Raw genomic sequence first — 19,378 nt, forward strand, 5'->3', positions numbered from 1 at the left:
GGGAGTCGCCGGATGGTCGTTCGTCTTGCTGTCATCATGCAGGTCCTCTGCTGTGTTTGTGGGGATGTCCGCTTTAACACAGCCTGCGAGTACCAGGAAATCGTTCTTCACTTGCGCATAGGACAGCGCTATTGCACTGTCCAGTGCGCACGCATATCGCGCCGCGAGAACCAGCGCGAAGCCGGCCGACGCTACCAGAGCTCCCGCCGCGGACGCTTTGCCCATGCGGCCCGGGCCCGTCGCCACCGCGCCCGTCATCAAATCGTGACGCATCAGGGTTCACCTGCCCGCCCTGCGAATGATGTACTGCAAGCGCCCCCGAACGATGTCGCGGTTGCACCGGCAAATGTCGCTGCGCAAACAGCGACATCCGGTGCACTGCACTGCCGGCGCTGCGGTGGTCTGCTCTCGCCGTTTGTGCGCACCGGCTTCGTGCGCCGCCGGGGACGGGGCATTCGTCCATCATCCGCTTCCGGAGATCCGCCGTGACCATTGCTGCCGAACTGGAGGCCCAGATCCTGCGCCTCTATCACGTAGAGAAGTGGCGCTGCGGCACCATCGCCCGGCAACTGCATGTGCATCACACGACCGTCTCGCGTGTGCTGGCCCAGGCAGGTCTGCCCAGCCATGGATCGCCGCCACGCGCCACCATGATCGAGCCTTATCTGCCGTTTATCCGGCAGACCTTGGAGAAGTTCCCGAAGCTCACAGCCAGCCGCCTGTACGCGATGGTGCGTGAGCGCGGCTACACGGGTGCTTCGGGCCACTTCAGGCACATGGTGAGCCGCCACCGTCCACGGCCACCGGCCGAGGCATTCCTGCGCCTTCGCACGTTGCCAGGAGAGGTCGGGCAAATTGACTGGGCCCATTGCGGACACATCGAAATTGGCCGTGCACGCCGCCCCCTGATGGCGTTCGTGATGGTGCTTGCCTACTCGCGGGAAATTTACCTTCGCTTCTTCCTTGACGCACGCATGGAGAGCTTCCTGCGCGGACATGTTGGCGCCTTCAACGCATGGTGTGGACTGCCAAGGGTTCTGTGGTATGACAATCTTAAAAGTGCCGTACTTGAACGGCACGGGGAAGCCATCCGTTTCAATCCAACACTGCTCGCCTTCGCAGCCCACTACCGCTTCGAACCCCGGCCCATGGCCGTATACAGGGGAAACGAAAAAGGACGGGTGGAGCGGGCCATACGCTACGTCCGGGATGCGTTCCTCGCTGCCCGCGAGTACACCGACCTTGACGATCTGAATGCCCAGGCCGCGCACTGGTGCCGAACCCAGGCCGCCGACCGGCCGTGCCCTGAAGACCGTGACATGAGTGTGCGTGAGGCGTTCGCACAGGAGCAGCCGCTGCTGCTTGCGCTGCCCGATAACCCGTATCCCGTCGAAGAGCAGCTCGCCGTGAAAGTCGGCAAGACGCCATACGTGCGCTTCGACCTGAACGACTACTCGATCCCGCATACGCACGTGCGCCGTACGTTGAGCATCCGTGCAGACCTGAACCAGGTTCGCGTGTTCGACGGCGCGGACATGATCGCCAGTCACCGGCGCAGCTACGACCGCGCCGCGCAGATCGAGAATCCGCAGCACCTGAAGACGCTCGAGCAGATCAAGCACCAGGCTCGCCAGCATCGTGGCGTCAACGGCCTGACGAAGGCCGTACCGGCCTGCCAGCTGCTGCTGGTGCGCGCGGCCGAACGCGGTGCCAACATCGGTGCACAGACCACCGCGCTCTTGCGCCTGCTCGACCGCTATGGTGCGGCCGAGCTGCAGGCCGCAGTCGAGGATGCGCTGCGCTCGGGCTCGCCCCATACGAACACCGTACGGGCTGCACTGGAGCGCCGGCGCACTGCACGTGGTGCGCCGCCTCCCGTTGCCATCAACCTGCCCGAGCATGTACGCAGCAAGGACAAGCCTGTGCAACCCCACCGCCTCGATACCTACGATCAACTGGGTGCTGACGAAGATGACGATACCGAATCCGCAGAACACTGAAGCACTGCGCGCCCGCGCAAAGGCCCTGCGCATGAACGGCCTGCTTGAACACTGGTCCGAAGTCGAGGGCGCTGACTGGATCGCACCGCTGCTGAAATGGGAGGAGGACGAACGTGCACACCGCTCGTTGCAGCGTCGCTTCCGTGATGCCCGGCTTGGCCACTTCAAGGGGCTCGGGGACTTCGAATGGGCGTGGCCCAAACGCATCGACCGGGGCGCTGTCGAGGAGCTGATGTCGCTCTCATTCCTTGCTGATGCGACCAACGTCGTGTTCACCGGCCCGAACGGCGTGGGCAAATCGACACTGGCCAAGAACGTGGCCAATCAGGCGCTCGTCGCAGGTCATACGGTGCTGTTCCGTTCTGCGAGCGAGATGCTGGGTGAGCTCGCCGCACTCGACAGCGATTCGGCGCTGCGGCGGCGTCTGCATTACTACGCGGCGCCCGATATCCTCCTGGTCGACGAAGTAGGCTACCTCTCCTACACGAACCGGCACGCGGACCTGCTGTTCGAACTCATCAGCCGCAGATATGAGGCCAGATCGACAATCGTGACAACCAACAAGGCATTTAAGGACTGGTCGGAGGTGTTCCCGAACGCGGCATGCGTCGTGTCGCTGGTCGACCGTCTTGTGCACCACTCGGAGGTGATCTCGATCGAGGGGGAGTCGTACCGGCTCAAGGAGGCACGCGAGCGCACCGAAGCCCAGGCCCAGCAGCGTGGCACAAGGAAGTCTGGTGCGCGAAAGGAGGCAGGCACATGAGCAGGCCGCCGATGTTGCCTTCCGGGCGCCGCCGCGGCATCGCGTTCATCGTGCCGGAAGACTGGACTCCACAGCAGGCGCTGGCCGTGTTCGAACTGCTCGACGACCTGCGCGAGGTCGTCTGTTCGCGCTATCTCGCGGATATCCAGCGTACGATGCGCGACGAGCACCAGCATCCTGAACGGCCTCTTACCGGCCCGCCATCGTTCTGATTCTGACGCGCTATAACGTGGTACCGCATCAACAGGAAGGGGCCCTCGCGGCCCCTTTATTGCTGACTGATTTACTCAAGCGCCCGTCGACGTTTATGCGCGGTTTTACACCGCCATCAACACGCGGTGACCGTGCGAGCGAACGCCTCTTCACAACCGATCATTGCCTTGTGGGGAACGCACGACAAGCCCACCCGTAGACCGAAGCAAAGTTGTCACAACTTCGCTGGTAAAGTTGTCAATTCGCGGCGTCGCGGTGCCGGTGAGTCGATAAAGTCACGTGAAATCAACGATTTGCAGCAAGCGAAGTAAAGTTGTCACTGGCTTGGCATTGCGCAGGTGTCAATAACGGCGAGCGTTGCCGCCTGAGAGACAGCCTCGCGTCGCGCGGGCGTCAACAAAATCGGAAATCGTTCAGACGAACTGTCATGTGGCGGCGGCATCAAGGTCCGCGTGAGCGCTGATATTTTTCGCGACGACCGGATTGGGTAGGAGTACAAATTCCTGAGAGTCAGCGTGTCGGACATGAAAAACAGCGAGAAATCGCTGGCCACCGTTCTGGATAAAGCCAGGACGTTCGCAGAAGGCACACACTGCAGGCTCGGACTCGAGCACGATCCATCCATCGACAGAACAGCGCTGGCCGAACGTGAGCGGCCGTTTCACTTTCAGGCAGAAGACTTCCAAGCGGTGCGCACCGCGCGGTCGCGCAAGGGCGACTGGCTGCGCCACGAGAGCAGAATCGTTCATAAAATCAAGATGTTACGATCTGGATTCGAAGTTTAGAACGCGAGTTGACAACTTTAATGCGAACTCATGCGAATTGACGACTTTATTTCGTTGAGACTGCAAATAAAGTCGTCAATTCGGCGAGCGGAATCCCTACGCCTCAGGGATTTCGAATTGACATCTTTGTTTTGTTCTACGCAGGTCGACATCGGGCCGGCGCACGTAAATCTCGGCATCCGGCTCAAAACGGAGTCGGCGAGTACACACCAGGCCAAATCAACCTTAGTGTAGGGATACTTTTATTCATGGCGCTCGGCGAGGGTTGCGAGACGATCCGGAGTTATGCCGCCCAGCCGAATTCGCGGAGGGCGAACCCAAGCGCGTGGAGGGCCAACCCGGCGTCCTCTTTGATAGGCTCGCGTAGATTGCACGAGTGCACGCCCCTGAATGCCAGCCGTTCGATGCATCGGCCGGGAGGCCGGAGGGACAGGAATTTTTGACGGTTCCGCTGTTATGTCAAGATTCGCATGGCGAACATCCTGGTGTGCCCGCACGACGTGAATCGCGTTGGCAGTTGCAGTCGGTTGCGCGGGCCAGCGTCGCTCTGGCCCAAAACTGAATGGGTCATATCGACCCATAGCCGCCATTCGATCGCACGCGACTACGGCGGCAGCTTCCAGCGTACAGCAGCCATTCCCCAGCCACATCGATCAGCGCTTGCTGGCTTTTCATAAGGCCGAGCCCACATCGGACCATCGCGCTGGCACGCCGTCAGAGATGTGTGCGCAGATGCAGCCTGCCTTGCTACAGATGAGCGGGGGCTTGCGGTTCTGAAGCCGTCGCGCGAAGCTTCGCGCAAACGCAGGCCTATTGCCGCAAAAAGATGTCATTGTGGCTTTGCTTCAGCCGCCGGTCGCAAGCATTTGTATGTGCGCTTTCACACATTCCGAATAGCAATTTCATTCGGAGAAGCCCTTACTAACCGTTTTCTACCCAGTCACCTATCTTCAAGCCATCTGCAGGCACCCGTTGCATAAAACATGGGCATGCAACATTCGACGAGCGATTAAGCTTCCACGCTATCTTCCTTGACGCTGGTGCCCAATACCCCGATGCGAAACGCGCTGACGCTTGAGTCCAGTCTTCACCGAACAGTGTTTTGGTGACACTGGTGCATGCGCGCTTCCAATATGCGAAGTACGCAGCGAGGGTGATCTGGATTCGCCCGCGCAATGATGAAGACCGGCGCAGGAATCCAGGCTTTGCTGGCTCATACAGCAAAAGGAGGCATCGTGAGAATTTCGCGTATTGCTAAGTGCGTGCGGCTCGCATCGCTTTGGTTTGTCGTTGCCTTACTGATGCCGATGTTCGCCATGGGCGCGGTGTGCCCGGGCTCTACAACACTGCAGGGCGTGGATGTCTCGTCGTTCCAGGGCACCATTGACTGGAACGCGGTGGCCAAATCGGGCATACAGTTTGCCTACGCGCGTGTCGGCGATGGCACGACCCCCGATACGATGTTCGACGTGAACTACGCAGGAATCAAGGCGGCTGGCCTCGCGCGTGGGGCCTATCAATTCCTCGAGCCTAGCCAGGATCCGGCTGCCCAGGCCGCGTTGATTCTCCAAAAGGTTGGGCCGGGCGATCTCCCTCCCGCGCTTGTTGTAGAAGTCACCAGTGGACAGTCGGCAGCGACGATTGCCGCAACCATTCAGGCGTGGGTGACAACCGTGCAGAATGCTACCGGGCGGCCTCCGATCATTTATACCGCCGCAAGCTTCTGGAACAGTGCCGTGGGTTCCTCGGCCTTTGGTGGTGATCCGCTGTGGGTGGCGAACTTGGGTGTCAACTGCCCAACTTTGCCGATAGGCTGGAGTAACTGGACATTTTGGCAGTATGCCGATAACGGGTTAGTGTCCGGAATCTCAGGAGGCGTTGACCTGGACAAGTTCAATGGGTCCCTGGCCGACCTGAATAATCTGAAGGGAGGCCATCTCGGTTACGTGTCGAATGCGGGCTCCAATTCAGTTTCGGTGATCGACACTGCAACGAACACCGTGATGGCCACAATCCCCGTCGGGGCCAGGCCATCGAACATCGCGCTGACTCCCAATGGACAAGCCGCCTACGTTGTGAACTCCGGTGCGAGCACGGTCTCTGTCATCAACACAGCGACCAATACGGTCATCAACACAATCGGGGTTGGATTATTCCCGATTGACGTTGTGGTCACGCCTGGCGGGGCTACCGTCTACGTGGCAAACGCCGGTGCGAATTCGGTTTCGGCAATCAGCACTGCAACGAATACAGTCGTTGCGACAGTCCAGGTGGGTTCGAATCCAGTCAGTCTCGCGGCCTCTCCGGACGGAACCCAGGTCTATGTAACGAATGCAGGATCGAAATCGGTGTCAGTGATCAACACGGCAACGAATGCGGTAATAGCGACGGTGCCTGCTGGATCGACTCCCCTGCACGTGGTCATTCACTGAGCGTTCCATGGCGTGTCACCCGAGCGGCACGCACAACCCGGCGTCGATCACCGGATGCGCGCACTCATCAGGCGCTCGTCGGGAATCGTTCGAGTTTCCCGGACGGCCGCTTATGGGTGGCGCCGACGTCTGAACGTCTGCGCATCGCGACTTGCGAAGGACTCTTCATGGCCGCACTGAGACAAAGCTCCACCGTGCTCATGAGACGCGCCAGGTTATCTATTTGCGCCGCGCTCTGTGCACCGTGTTACCGAGGGCTTGCCGAGCTCTTGCGAGGGTTAGTGGACGGCGGTTCCTCGTTTGCGGCCGCGGCCATCAGCCTGTCAAGATGATCGCTGGCCCTCGCAAAGATCTCAAGACGGACTGCACCGAGCATGCGGTCATATTCGTTGACAACCTGAGTGATTCCTTCCATCTGCGTATCGCGGCACTCGCAGCTTCCCGTGTCATCGAACTCGACAAGGAGCTCGCCAAGTTCGCGCTCGACCCGGTCGAGCTGATCGATCGCGAGTTGCCCGTATCCGGCCCGTGTGACGAACGAAGCAATAAGGCAGATCTGCAGCAGGTGGTTGATCAGCGAGCGATCGGTTTCGCCGCTGCGCAGCCGCTCGAGATTGAGTCTTGTGCGCAGTATGAGGGCCGAAGCTTCTTTCCGGGCCATGGGAAGCAGCAACGTCTTGACGCGAGCGGCGGACTGTCGTTGCGGTTTTCTGTTGGGCATAGAGGCTTCCGGAGCGCTTGATTCTCGGCGCGATGTTGGGGCGGTTACCGCCGTTTCAAGGGGAACTGTACTGCCGCGCCGGATAAAGGGAATTCGGTCGACGGTTCTCATTTTGGCACTGCGAATACCTCGTCTGCCGCGCCCACTTCAACTTCGTCGCTGTCAGGCGGATGTAGACCGAAGGCATCGCGGAGGTCGCCGCGCACGGTGTGCGCTGGCCTGGCATGCTCGCTTCGATCGCGCTGTGTCGCTGCACAGGTGAATTGATGATGGGTCGTCCGGGCTCCTGGTCATCGAATGGCGTGCGGGTCTTGGTACGTCTCGTGCTCCATTAATGCGTCGCCCCTGCAATCAGGCTGCGAACCGCCTTGTTGACGAGAACAGCGCCGGTCTGGTCAGGCATCTGCAGCGCGCCCTCGAAGGCCTGTCTACCCCCTGAAATGCGGCCCGGATACCTGCGACGGCTAATGATAATGGGAGCGACGGGTTGGTCTGCGGTGATCGCTTCGCGAACCGTGACGCGCGCCGGTGTGGTGCCCGCAGCAACGAGGTGATCACCGTCGATTTTGTGGCTGCGTCCGGCGCATGAAGCACTGCTTCACGCCTGTGAACCCATACGCGTTCACCTCTTGAACCATAGGGGTTGGCCTTTGCGCGCGCACCTGAATGCCAGCCTTTCATACACCGGACGGGCGACCGGGCGCTGGAATGCATGCGTGCCGGGAGTGCGCCGTCGCGCTTACTCACGAAAAGCGATGGCGGCCGGAGCGCCTGCCGGCCGCGTCGGGGTGCCCGCACGCCTGACAGACCCGGGCAGGCGCTCGGGTTGCGGGTTCGCCGCGGGCCGTATCCCGTCGGCGCCGGGTTCGCCAGTCCGGCCGGGACGGCCTGCCTGACGGATGGGGGGATATGTCAAATGTAGTGAAACTACGCAGTTAATTATGTCGGAACTACGCGGCGACGGGTGTCATGCGGGCTGGCTTTGTTCGCGCGTTCCGGCGCCGAAACTCCATTCCTGATTACCACAGTGATCAAATCTGGCGATTTTAAGCCGGCGGGAAATGGACGGTCTTTCGCCTGAAAAAATAGAAGGGAAGGGAGGGATGGCTGAGATGCAGTGGGACAGCGACCAGGGCTGACGCCCTAAACGCGAAGGGCCCGCCATGTGGCGGGCCCTCTAATGGTTGGGGAACAGAAAATGTAGCGGGACACCGCCCAGACCTACACCCCTGACCCCGTGATAACCGTGCCGTCAAAAAACGCGACGGGCTTGCTAAAGTAGGACGTACTATAGGCGGTCAGAGTTCCCCGGTCAACAAAAAGCCGCTGCAAAATGTGGCCTGGAAACCAACGTTAAAACTGCGCGCCCACAACGCGTGGCCAAAAGAACGCACGAAAAACAGAGGCAATGAAACACGACCCCAGACTAGCACAGTATCCGCTCACCCGCGAACAGGCCGTGTTTGCGAGCGTCTGGTACAACATGACGTATGCATATTCGCTCGACTCGCACCGCGTGCGCGTCATGCACGCGGTCAACATTCTCGAAGAGCTGCTCCGGTTGACGGCCTTGCCGCACGCTAGTAACGAGGACCGCTGGATGGTCGCGCGCGAGGCGATCAGCATCCTGGATACCGAGTCGGCGTTGAAGCGTCCCTCACTCAGCGCGTCCACGGCGGTGATCCGCGCGCTGCTCGGCAAGTCATTCGGCGAGAAATTCGACAAGGGGCCGATCGAAAAGGGGCGCTCGTTGCTCGACTCTTATCTGCGCGAATACGTGAGCCAGTTACATCGATGCTACGTCCACGAGGTCATTCAGGGGATTCACGAAGCGGTGCTCGCGCCGGACGGCCGGCCCGAGGCAGATCGTTTCAACGAGATCCGGTCGCTGACCGGCAGTCTGATCAGTTATCTGATCGCGCGTGGCCAGAGCATCGAAGGTCTCTACCAACTGTACCGTCAGGTTCTGGTGCCGGTCAAACCGCAGAAGAAAACCTATGTCTTTGCGCAGCGCTTTGACCTGCTCAGGAAGCTGATCACATCGGAGAGCCGCGCATGGCGCGTGTGCTTTGCGATCGACGGAGTCACCGACACGAAGTCGTTTCCACCGCAGATCGGCGACATCGTGTTCAGTGCGGCGGTTCCCCCGGAACTGTCCACGCTTGCGGGCATGAAGGAACAGGGACACCGCCTGTTTGCCTACGGCGAGGCGGACGCGATTGACGCACGCACCGCAGGCCAGCTGGTCCACGATCGCATCAACCGTGTGCTCGATCTGGTCCGTTTCGAGTACGACCGGGCCAACATTGCGGTCTCGGACCAGTTTGCCGTTCCGAGACCGACAGGTCCAGACTGGCGACTGCTGCCGATCCCGAAAGTGGTTCCGAATCCGCAGTCATCGGTCAGCCCAGCTGAGCTCGATGCGTTCGCTCAGAACGTTGGCCAGCTCGTGACAGGTGAGCGTTTCTCAAGAGAGGGACGCGATCGCGTGCTTGCAGCTTTCCGGCTGTATCGCATGGGGGCGGACACCACCAGTTTCGAGAACAAGCTCGTCAACTGGTGGACCGGACTGGAATTTCTCGCCAAAGGGATGAGCGGATCAGGACCGATCGGTGACGCAGTCGAAGACAGTGTCACGCCGGTCCTGATGGGGGTCTCGGTGATCAACCACTTGACGGCTTATCGTGAAGTGCTGCTGGAGCAGTCGGTCGAACTCGTCGACGCGTCGAGCGGACAGCCGATAGCCCTCAAGGAGCTGGATTTCGCCCAGCTCTATGATGTGCTCGCCGAACCGGTCCATCGCCAGACGATTAACGGACGGCTGGGGGATCAGCCGCTCACGCAGATGCGCTTTGACCAGTTCATGGCATTTCTTGCCTCGCCGACCGACATGAACACATTTCTTGGGCGGGTCGAACAGGGGCTGCGCTGGCACCTGCAGCGGATCTACCGCGCCCGCTGCGATATCGTGCACAGCGCCGGCCGCATGGTCAACATCGCCCTGCTGTGTGCGAACCTTGAAGCGTACCTGAAGTCGGTACTCACCGCGCAGCTCGCCTCATTCGGGCGCATCCCGACGCTGGCGAGTCCCCAGGAGTTTTTCATCCGGGCCGAGCACAGCTATGCGAGCGCGCGTGATTCCCTGCGCGGTGGCGATGCAGGCGCGCTCAAGGCGTTTCTGACGGAACTGAAGCCTCAGCAGGTGTAGCGTGCAGCTCACGGCCATTTCACCTGCCTGGCGTCCCGCAACCACGAGGAGACCATCAGTGGGGACTTTCGAACGGAATGACTCTGCGGGCAGCAGTGCCGCTGATCTGCGAACCGGCGTGCGCGCTGAGCATGCGTCGCTGTTCCGGTTTGCCGACGTAAGGCTTGAAAACCGGGGCAGCAGGATGCGATCATCTCGTCTCGGAATGATGGCCCGTTTATCTACGACCCACGGTTGCTGACGATCGGCCCGCCACGGTAGATTCATTGGATGACGGGGGCTACAAGAACAAAATGACCGAAGACGATCAACACGAGCCTGACGACCAGCCGATTTGCCTTGAGTGCGCCGGTGACCAGTTTCTGCGCGACGAGGTTTCGAATACTGGCCGAAGCGATCAGTGCGTCGTTTGCGGCACAACGGCGCTTTGCTGGGGAACACGCCAGTACGCCGAACGCATTCAGCCACTGTTCCAGAACCGTTTCATTTCTGCCAGGCCCGAGTACACCATGGGTGAATGGCTGGCCGCGGAAGGGTGCAGCGCGGTCGACGTCATTCAGGAGATGACAAAGTGCGGCGACGATCGCACGGCCGAACTGATCCTGGAATCGTTGCGCGAGGTCTGGTTTTGGTGGCCGCAGGATGGCGAGGACGATCCGCTCGATGACGATCTTCGTTTCAGCCCCGATCCGCGAGCGTCGGCGAGTTCGTTCTTGTGGACCGAGATTGAAGAAGAGTTGCGAACCCGATCGCGGTACTTTAATCCGCAGATCGAGGAGCGGCTGCGGGAGATGTTCGCCGGTGTCGACGAGCTCGTCGCTCAAAACGGCGAGAAAGTGATCAGGCGCGCCGGCCCTGAAACTGACCTCACACGGCTCTGGCGGATGCGCATTGCGAGCGACTGGCGGGAAGTATGCGACATGCTGATAAGCCCGGCGCAAAAGCTTGGGCCTCCGCCGTCAAACGTGGCAAGCGCGGGACGCATGAATCCAACCGGGATTTCTGTCTTCTACGGCGCCGCGGATGTCGAAACCTGCCTGGGCGAAGTCCGTGCGCCGGTCGGTGCGCATGGTGTGGCCGCGGCATTCGACATCACACGCGAACTGCAGTTGCTTGACATCGCGGCACTTGCCCGCGTGGAGGCGCGCAACATCAGCCACTTCGATCCTGAATACCAACGCAAGCACGAGCGCGTAGCATTTCTGCAGCGCTTGAGCAGCGCACTGCAGGTCCCGGTGCTGCCGGGTGAGGAAACCAGCGGCTATCTTCCGTCGCAAATGGTCGCGGAATATCTCGGCTCCCGGAATCTGCCGCGTTTCGACGGCGTGATCTACCCGTCGATTCAGTCGGGCGGCCAGGGGAGCAACGCGGTCCTGTTCCATCACGCCAGCGTGGTTGAACAGTTATCGCCCGACAAACTTCTCGAGCTGCGCGGGCCGGACTGGTATCAGGAGACATTCGAAATCATCGAGTCGAGTCAGCCGGCCGTCGTCGAGCAGCCTGAAGAGCATCCGATCATGCTTGATGAGGACGCGCAGCGTGTCCGATGGGATGACCGCATGCCCGCGCTACGTCTCTGTACCGATTCGATCGTCATCGTCGACGTGAAGGCCATTCAATACCAGTTCGTTAAACAACCCGTGCCGTGGATTCGCCACGCAACAGTGCGCGACAACAATGCAGACGGGAACCGGCGGACCGACGTGTCAACGTAGTGTGTTCGTTGCGAGGGAAGGGTGATGGATGAGCGAGAGATTGCACAATTGCAGCCAGACGACGCCTACCTCGCCGCGCTAGGCGAGGACATCTGGCTGATGGACGATCACCGCTGGGCACTGCTCGTCTGGGAGCGATTCGCCCACGAGCGTCGTGTCCGTCCATTCTCCTTGGTCCACGCCGACTTCCATTGGGATGGCGTGAACGACTTCTATCAGAATGACGAACAACGAAACCGGTTGCTGGGCGCGGACCTCTGCGCACTTGAGGACATGATCCGCGACGGCAACCGGATTCGCTACGACTCCTTTATTGCGCCGGCTGTCATTCGGGGGCTTTTCAGCGACGTACATTTTTTCTGCCTGCAGGATGACACCGACCCCGGCGTGGATCAGGACACGCTCGACGCTGCCGGCGCACGTCAAACCCTTCATCTAGACGCCGCCGAACTTTCGCATGCGAATTTCGATGCACCGGTCATCTTTGATCTGTGCCTCGACCTGTTCAACCGATCAGATCAATGGTTGACGGGCGACCTGTGGAGCGACGCCGAAGTGACCAACTTTCTTGATCAGATGCGGCCGCTCATCGAACAGGCGGAGCTCGTTACGGTTTCGCTCTCGTTTGGATGTTCCGGTTCGGAGGCGGACACGCGTCATCTCGCGTCGCGGGTATTGCCGCTACTTAAACAGTGGCGATCCGCTTCGCTGCAGTAGAGCGACCACCGCACCGAGAGCGGCAAGCTGTACGTTGCGTATGAGACCATTTGCATAGTGTTCGGCAATGGCCCGGGGCAACCAGAGCAGAAGCCGGTGCGACGCGCTGGAGTATTGAAAGGATGACTGACGGTGGCCGACGATCAGCTCGGCGCACAGAGACGAGCTCCGCTCGATGTTCGAAGACTGTGATGTGCTGCCAGCAAGTTCACTGGATGTTCAACACAACCTGGAGGGAGCATGAAGGATTACACGCTGCAAGAAGTGAGCCGCATGACCTACGCCGAGCTCGGTGCTATTGAAGACCCGATGACGTTGATGAGCACGGGTGGCGTGTCGCCGATGCTGGTGCGCTACATGGTACGTACAGGCCAACTCGAGAGCCGGTATCCCGGCGTTGCGCTCCCCATGCTACTGCGAGCGATCAGCCAAGCAGCCGCGACGGTAGACTGGCCGCTCGCCACGGTCGCGCAGGCTGCACCCTTAGCCGTTCAGGATGCTGCCGTCGACGCCTACCTCGACAACGTGCAGCCTCAAGCCCACGCCGTGCTCAAGGCGCTGCATTGATCCGGACGGCTCTGATGCATGACCCATCGCACCCGGGCGAAGTGCTGCACGGATGGATCCCGGACGGCGTGAGCGTCCGAGCAGATTGCGAAGCTGGCCGCGTGGCTCGGTACATCCGCTGACCTATGGACGGGCATGCTGGCGCAATGAAATTCGTGGCAGACGCGACAGCGCTGATCCCTAACGACAAACTTGGGAGCTTGCATGGTTTCCGCGACTCGAACGCTGGGTCCGCTTCACTTTGAAGACCTTGAACCCAAGCGGTTCGAAGACCTGTGCCGCCAGTTGGTCTACGACTTCAAAACATGGCGCCGCCTGGAAGCAACTGGCCGCGCCGGGTTCGACGATGGCTTCGACGCGCGTGGTTACGAGATTGTCGATGCGGATGCGCCATCGGCGTCGGAGACCGATGACGAAGAGGCCGCGGTCGTAGGTATTGGCGATCGCCTTTGGCTCGCCCAATGCAAACGTGAGCGGGCAATAGGTGCGACGAAGCTCCTGCAATACCTCGACGAAATCAGACTAACCGAAGGCGAAATCCTGCACGGCATAATCTTTGCAGCCGCCTGCGATTTTCGAAGACTGCCAGGGATCGCTTTCGCGACCAGTGTGCTGCTATGGGCTTGCAGGAGTGGCACCTGTGGGGCAAAGCTGAAATCGAGGACCGGCTGTATCGGCCGGAAAACGATGGCTTGCTCTTCGCATACTTCGGCGTTTCACTGACTATTCGCCGGCGTTCCCAGCGGGCAGATCTGCGCGCCAAACTGGCAATGAAGCGCAAGGCGAATCGCCTGCTGCGTCACAAGGAAAACGATAGCGTGCTGCTTCGATCGCCCGATGCGTTGGAGTATCCGAATGCTGAAGGCATACCCGACTTCGAAAAGCGACCTCAATGGCTCGTGCGCAAGTACTTAGGCTTCAATCACGACGGCCTGGAGTTTTTGTTACATCGGCATTTTGCCTATCTCGCTGATGACGAAAAGAGCTGGGACGCAATGCTGTGCTGCGACGATGCCGTCGATCTGCGCGACGACTACTGGAGATCGGACAAGAATTCGCGCGCAAAACGCAACGAGGCGTGGCACGCATGGGAAGCCATCCCCGAGAAGGACCGCGCGTGGCTTGAAGTGGTCGGGATCGTTCCGTTCGAAGATATCCTGGGCATTGACGAGATTGGTGACGATTACTTCAGCGATCCACACGTCTACGCGCCGTTCAACGGAAAGAATGCGCCATTTCGCCATTTTTACGCGCGGGTTCAGAGCGTGTCGACGTTTGATCTTCGCCGGGTTTGGCCGTCGGACGAGCAGGAGGATAGGGTTGTGAAGTTCCCTGCCGGTCTTCGCGAGCGTCCAGACGCTCAACCCTGACGTTCATGAATGGCAGAGAGAGGGCCGAGATGCACAACGCTTCGTTCTGGCGGCGCCATTTTCATAGTATGTTCAAACCGCACCTGGAACGCACGATGCAGGTGCTTGACCAGCGTCTTCTTCCGACCTTCGACGGGATCGAAAGTGAAGCAACCGCGCTCCAGGAGAAAACGTACAACGACATGATGTCGATGCCGTTCGATCCGGACGTGACGGACGAGTCCATGCTGGCAGAAGCCGCGTTTGTGGCCGGTTATGAGCACTTCACCGGAATGCAGGCCGTCAGACAGTCGCTCATCAATTCGTTTGCGCCGCTGCTGTACCACACGTGGGAGCAGCAGCTGCTCGCCTTTCACCGAAAGGAAGTGTTGCATCCACGCGAAGAACGCGACAATCAACTCTTACAGGTGAAAGTTTTGCAGAAGCGCCTGAAAGCCAAAGGTTTCGACATTACCCAGCTGGCCAAGTGGGCGAACATCGATGAGCTGCGATTGGTAGCGAACACGGTGAAGCATGCCGATGGCGATTCGGCCGACAAGCTTAAGGCAGCGCGGCCTGAGTTCTTCGAGCCGCATCATGCGAACAGCAAAGTCACTCCGATGCCGTTTCGTTATACCCCTCGCGTCTATCGGCCAATGTCCGGCGAAGACGTGTATCTCACGCTTGACGCCCTTCGGGCGTACGGCCGCGCGACAATCGACTTCTGGGACGAGTTTGCGGACGCGCTCGAGCGCGCATCGAAGCTAATTTAGGAACGGGACACCAACGTAAACGGGGAGAACATGGCACAGATCAATCGAGAACACGTCGAGCAGCTGGTCAAGCGACCGAGCGAAAGCCTGGTAGTGGAGATCAAGACGTGGATCTCGCCAGCCGAAGCCGCCGGGCAGGCCAAGATCATCAGGGCGGCGATTGCGTTGCGAAACCGCGGCGGCGGATATCTGGTGGTCGGATTTGACGACAAGCGGTTGACGCCGCGCTAATGAAACCCGCGCGGAATTCGATATGACACTTCCACAAGACCCTGGCCGTGCGTCCAACCCCAGGGCCGAATCCCCTCGCGGCTGGCGAAGACAACATCAGCGTCGACGCGGCGCAAGCGACGATCCTTTCGGCCCTTCGGCCGATAGGCGATACGGAGGTCGTAGCACTCACGCAGGCCATCGGCCGGGTCAACGCCCGTGATGTCATTTCGCCGATCGCAGTGTCGGCACACGACAACGGGAGCGTTAAAAACCTTGGGGTTTCCTTCGTGGGCGCCTAGGCTTGCGACAGTCACGGTTTGCCGGAGATCGAAATGAAAGTCACAATTCGCGTCGATGTCACCATGGACTATGGCGAAACTGAGACCTTTGTCAGCGACTAATGCATTGAGGTCGAACGTTTCATATTGGTCGAACTCGCGTCGGTGGCGAGGAGGGAGAACCGGCGCGTCACCATCCACAGGCGCACGCTGCTGATTGCCGCGTCTTGTTTGTCTCGATGCTACCGATCACTGATGTTTGCAGATTTCAGCGTAGGTTTCTATCGTCGGAGCTAGTGCGCACCACGCGCATCCTCGCAGGCAGAGGATGAGTACTGCTGTTTCCTCTTGTGAAGAGTCGGCTGCGTTGAGGTCGATACTGGTAGACTATCGCTACTGCTTAGATTTTGTTGCACCACCGTGAGCGCCGGAAGGGCGAGGTCGTTGCAACTGCTTTCCTGAGACACCTGTGATATCGGGCTGCTTTCGCCGGAGCCACGCCGTGCATCACTTTTCCCGCTTGTGCTTGCTGGCGTGTTTGTGAATGCGTGACGATCGCTCGCTTCCTTCCAATTCAACAATGCTTCAACGCCGAACCAGCACAGAAGGACGGCCAACGCACCAGCACCAGCTAGGCCACCTCGCTTTGCCCAGATCCGGGTTTGCTTGTAGGAAGGCTCGCCACCCTTGATCTTTTCCCACTCGCCTTTGAGGATAGACCGACTCTGGCTTGTCAGTCCTTCGACGAGAAGGTCCATTTTTGCTCGCAGTGCATCGCTACTCTCATCGTTGCGTGGTTTCCAGCCGTCAACGATCGAGAGTGCTTGATCAATCTGGTTCTGGACGTGGAGAAACTCGGAATCGCCCGGTTTGAAATGAAGTTTCGCCAACGCATATGCGCTGTGAATAGCCTCGCGGTTCTCTCGGAAGGCAAGGCGAAGAGACTCTCTCTCCTTGATTTGTGATTCGAGAATGCTTTGCACAAGGCTGACTTCGACCGAGACAGATTGATCGGGCTTGGGAAATTTCCCGACGAGGCGGTCAAAGTCAGAGTCGAGCGTGGCTTGCTCTGTAGCGAGGCTGCAAAAGTAGCGTAACTGCGAGACAACATTAGCAAGAGCATGGCGTGCGGAGTCCGTCCATTCTTGACGGAACTCCGTGACCTTGCTCTCCTTGTCGTTAACAAGTTTGACGAACGTTCCTACTGCCGTAAGAAAGCCAGCGAGCAGGGACAGTAGCAAGCTAAGTACGAGTTTATCCATCTATCGTTGTTGTGACTTGTCGTCGAAGACCTGATATATCGGCAGTGATCGCATGATCTTTAGCTACGGAGTAATTTCTGTCTAAAGTTGTCAGCCGATAGGGCTCGTAAATGTAGCCCGAATTCTTCGGCGACGAGGCTGCGGACGAAACAGCTTCTACCACGGGAAGCAGCGAGTGCTTGCATGGCGCCACAGGAGAGGCGACTTTCACCGACAGCATCGGCCTCGCGGCGCAATGTGACGTAGTCATCGGACAAGTTCCGCGCGATTGCCGTCGTAAGCAGAGGGAGGCTATCGTCCAGGGTCTGTATGGCGTGCATGGCGATGATGGCGTCGGCTGTGCAACTTCGGCGATGCAACTCAGCGGCTCCATCAGTGAGGTTATCGCGATCACAGAGCACTCAACAAATCATGGTCGGATTCCACGAGATACCATGCAACCTCCCGGGAAACCCATCCCCTGCTGTCTTGTTACATACGTGGCTTTCGCGGCAGCGTTATTCCTGATTCGAAAACCGCAGCATCCGTTCCTTCAGCTCCGACGGCGCCACGACTGCCTGTCGAGTTTCCAGCGAAAAGAGCACGACAGTCTGATCGACTCTTGCCCGCAACTCCTCGCCAACGGACGCCGTCAGCGACAGCTTGATTGAGCTTTTGCCGATCTCACGTACCCACAAACCCAATCGAAGGGTTTCGCCATGTTTGCTTGGTGCGATGAACTGGCATTGGATGCTGACGGTCGGAATGCCAAGTCTTTCAATGCCGATGAAACTTGCATAGTCGACACCGAGTCCGTCATCGAACCAGTCTTCCAGCACTTCATAAAATAACACGAAGTACTGGGGATAGGCACGATACCCGCTGGATCGCAGTGCCGAAAGCGCACCAGTTTGTCGCAATAAAATGTCATGTCTGTCGTCATATCAGCAGTTATCCCTGGTACAGGCGCCACCCCGTGGGATGAAGCCAGCGGCGTATCCGCACGAGGGAGGTCTGTGCAGATTTGATGGTCCGCGGTACCAGCACAAGCCCCATCTCACGCGACCGGCCAAACAGTCTGAAGTGGTAGATCCAGGAGCGTGGATCTGCGCCAGGCATAGTGGTTGCGGGGGCGGAAATACTACATGAGCAAGGATTCCGATCGCGCCTTTGCCGCACGGATCGCGTTGTCAAAGCTCACTTCGGTTGCCACATGACGATGATTGACGGAGACGATCCATCCCTTGTCCGACCGGCACCAGCGAATCGTGCCGGCTTCGAGGAGCGCCGAGAACCATCGCCATATCGCGGCGTCCTCTGCGTTTGCACGTGCGGCGGCCAGTGTTCGAGCCTCCCGAAGCTTCTGGATTTCGATCATCTGTGTTTCGTATGTCGTCATGCGGCACGCTAGCCCTTTGCATTCGACAGGATCTGGTCGATCACGCGTTGATTGCCGAGAGAGTTTTCCAATGAAAACGCGATCGAACGGTGCCCCTGCCGCAGCGCTGAGCAGAAGTCTTCCACCATCAACTGATACTGGTCGATTCTTCCAAATTCGACGATCTCAACTTTTCCACCTGCATCGGAACGGTGGGTGATGCGCGCATCGCCGTACACGCCGGGATTGAACGGTGCATCAACGGAAAGCCATCCTTTTGCGCCATGGAAGACCATGTGCTGACGCCGCCCGAGCTGGGTGCCGCAGTAGAAGTGCAGCCGAAAGCCGGGAAACGCCAGATCGCAGATCGCGAGCTTGTCGGTGCCATAGCGCGGATCGAGCATGATCTCGGCGCTCACCGAGAGCGGCTCCAGGCCGGTCGCGATGCGCGTCGTCACGACCGGATAGACGCCGATGTCGCGCACACCGCCACCGCCCAGAGCGAGGTTGTTCTTGAGCGCGGCGGGATCGTCGTTGAAATAGGTGAAAGAGCCCTCCACGCGTTCGAGATTGCCGAGCGTTCCATCGGCAATACGCTCCCTCACGAATGCCCATTGAGGATGATGCGCGACCATGAACGCCTCGCCGCACAGGAGGCCGGTTGCGTCGCGAAGCGCGATCAGTTCCCGAACCTGGTCGGCGCTCATGGCAATCGGCTTCTCGCACAGCACATGCTTGCCGGCGAGCAACGCTTTCCTGCACCACTCGAAGTGACTGGCCGTCGGCAACGGGATATACACGGCATCGACCGTATCGCTTTCGATGACTTCGTCGTAGGTCGCACAGGTGGCCGGGATGCCGTGCTTCGCCGCGAACGTCGCGGCGCGCTCGCGATCGCGGGCGGCCACGCAGACTACCCGGCCGTTGCCCGATCGCTGGATGGCCGGCACCACGAATTTGTCGGCGATGCGTGCCGCGCCGAGCACGCCCCATCGGATCATGTCGCGCATGGTCGTCTTCCAGTT

19 protein-coding genes are annotated in these 19,378 nt (G+C 59.5%); 13 read left to right on the forward strand and 6 right to left on the reverse strand.

Translation table 11 applies throughout. The features are described 5' to 3' along the window. The coding region (locus L5014_RS29455) for a hypothetical protein (protein WP_238467324.1) at positions 1 to 273 on the reverse strand (273 nt) is incomplete at its 3' end. A 212-nt stretch (positions 274 to 485) separates the two neighbouring features. Here L5014_RS29455 and istA point away from each other — a divergent pair. From istA to L5014_RS29480, 5 genes are all read left to right on the forward strand, one after another. Continuing rightward, a complete protein-coding gene (istA, locus tag L5014_RS29460) occupies positions 486 to 2,000 on the forward strand; it encodes an IS21 family transposase (RefSeq protein WP_238467325.1) in 1,515 nt (504 codons plus the stop codon). Next, entirely contained in the window at positions 1,972 to 2,763 is a 792-nt protein-coding gene (gene istB / locus L5014_RS29465) for an IS21-like element helper ATPase IstB (RefSeq protein WP_238467387.1), read from the forward strand. The genes istA and istB overlap by 29 nt, the downstream gene beginning before the upstream one ends. Next, positions 2,760 to 2,975 carry a hypothetical protein gene (locus tag L5014_RS29470; protein ID WP_238467326.1) on the forward strand — a complete coding sequence of 72 codons (216 nt, stop codon included), beginning with the start codon at positions 2,760 to 2,762 and terminating at the stop codon, positions 2,973 to 2,975. The genes istB and L5014_RS29470 overlap by 4 nt, the downstream gene beginning before the upstream one ends. A 516-nt stretch (positions 2,976 to 3,491) precedes the next feature. Next, positions 3,492 to 3,761 carry a hypothetical protein gene (locus L5014_RS29475; RefSeq protein ID WP_238467327.1) on the forward strand — a complete coding sequence of 90 codons (270 nt, stop codon included), beginning with the start codon at positions 3,492 to 3,494 and terminating at the stop codon, positions 3,759 to 3,761. A gap of 1,175 nt (positions 3,762 to 4,936) precedes the next feature. Then, positions 4,937 to 6,193 (forward strand): GH25 family lysozyme, encoded by a 1,257-nt coding sequence (locus tag L5014_RS29480; RefSeq protein WP_238467328.1) that lies wholly within the window; start codon positions 4,937 to 4,939, stop codon positions 6,191 to 6,193. Positions 6,194 to 6,440: 247 nt separating this feature from the next. Here the strand turns inward: L5014_RS29480 and L5014_RS29485 are convergent, their stop codons facing one another. Further along, positions 6,441 to 6,914 carry a hypothetical protein gene (locus L5014_RS29485; RefSeq protein ID WP_238467329.1) on the reverse strand — a complete coding sequence of 158 codons (474 nt, stop codon included), beginning with the start codon at positions 6,912 to 6,914 and terminating at the stop codon, positions 6,441 to 6,443. A 1,408-nt stretch (positions 6,915 to 8,322) separates the two neighbouring features. Here L5014_RS29485 and L5014_RS29490 point away from each other — a divergent pair. The 8 genes from L5014_RS29490 (at position 8,323) to L5014_RS29525 (ending at position 15,474) form a co-directional block, all read left to right on the forward strand. Next, on the forward strand, positions 8,323 to 10,122 hold the full coding sequence (locus tag L5014_RS29490) for a hypothetical protein (RefSeq protein ID WP_238467330.1): 1,800 nt from the start codon (positions 8,323 to 8,325) through the stop codon (positions 10,120 to 10,122). A 293-nt stretch (positions 10,123 to 10,415) separates the two neighbouring features. Next, positions 10,416 to 11,837, forward strand: coding sequence for an RES family NAD+ phosphorylase (locus tag L5014_RS29495; protein WP_238467331.1), 1,422 nt, complete (start codon positions 10,416 to 10,418; stop codon positions 11,835 to 11,837). A gap of 24 nt (positions 11,838 to 11,861) precedes the next feature. Then, positions 11,862 to 12,554: a peptide arginase family protein gene (locus tag L5014_RS29500; protein WP_238467332.1), complete on the forward strand. Its 693-nt coding sequence runs from the start codon at positions 11,862 to 11,864 to the stop codon at positions 12,552 to 12,554. Between the two features lie 240 nt (positions 12,555 to 12,794). After that, positions 12,795 to 13,121: a hypothetical protein gene (locus L5014_RS29505; protein ID WP_238467333.1), complete on the forward strand. Its 327-nt coding sequence runs from the start codon at positions 12,795 to 12,797 to the stop codon at positions 13,119 to 13,121. 204 nt (positions 13,122 to 13,325) lie between these two features. Continuing rightward, entirely contained in the window at positions 13,326 to 13,844 is a 519-nt protein-coding gene (locus L5014_RS29510; protein ID WP_238467334.1) for a hypothetical protein, read from the forward strand. Further along, positions 13,814 to 14,491, forward strand: coding sequence for a hypothetical protein (locus L5014_RS29515; protein WP_238467335.1), 678 nt, complete (start codon positions 13,814 to 13,816; stop codon positions 14,489 to 14,491). Before L5014_RS29510 ends, L5014_RS29515 begins: the two co-directional genes overlap by 31 nt. Positions 14,492 to 14,586: 95 nt before the next feature. Next, the gene (locus L5014_RS29520; RefSeq protein WP_238467336.1) at positions 14,587 to 15,243 is read left to right on the forward strand and encodes a hypothetical protein; all 657 of its coding nucleotides are present in this window, start codon (positions 14,587 to 14,589) and stop codon (positions 15,241 to 15,243) included. Between the two features lie 30 nt (positions 15,244 to 15,273). Next, the gene (locus L5014_RS29525) at positions 15,274 to 15,474 is read left to right on the forward strand and encodes an ATP-binding protein (protein WP_238467337.1); all 201 of its coding nucleotides are present in this window, start codon (positions 15,274 to 15,276) and stop codon (positions 15,472 to 15,474) included. A gap of 553 nt (positions 15,475 to 16,027) precedes the next feature. Here the strand turns inward: L5014_RS29525 and L5014_RS29530 are convergent. The 4 genes from L5014_RS29530 to L5014_RS29545 all read right to left on the reverse strand — a co-directional run bounded on the left by L5014_RS29530 (position 16,028) and on the right by L5014_RS29545 (position 19,363). Continuing rightward, positions 16,028 to 16,996: a hypothetical protein gene (locus tag L5014_RS29530; RefSeq protein WP_238467338.1), complete on the reverse strand. Its 969-nt coding sequence runs from the start codon at positions 16,994 to 16,996 to the stop codon at positions 16,028 to 16,030. Between the two features lie 497 nt (positions 16,997 to 17,493). Beyond that, the gene (locus L5014_RS29535) at positions 17,494 to 17,829 is read right to left on the reverse strand and encodes an acyl-CoA thioesterase (RefSeq protein ID WP_238467339.1); all 336 of its coding nucleotides are present in this window, start codon (positions 17,827 to 17,829) and stop codon (positions 17,494 to 17,496) included. 287 nt (positions 17,830 to 18,116) lie between these two features. Continuing rightward, positions 18,117 to 18,353: a hypothetical protein gene (locus L5014_RS29540; protein ID WP_238467340.1), complete on the reverse strand. Its 237-nt coding sequence runs from the start codon at positions 18,351 to 18,353 to the stop codon at positions 18,117 to 18,119. A gap of 29 nt (positions 18,354 to 18,382) precedes the next feature. Beyond that, positions 18,383 to 19,363, reverse strand: a complete 981-nt coding sequence (locus L5014_RS29545) for a Gfo/Idh/MocA family protein (protein WP_238467341.1) — start codon at positions 19,361 to 19,363, stop codon at positions 18,383 to 18,385. Positions 19,364 to 19,378: the final 15 nt, after the last annotated feature.

Origin of the sequence: Paraburkholderia tagetis (assembly GCF_022213065.1) — a bacterium.
In the GTDB taxonomy this organism is placed as follows: domain Bacteria; phylum Pseudomonadota; class Gammaproteobacteria; order Burkholderiales; family Burkholderiaceae; genus Paraburkholderia; species Paraburkholderia tagetis.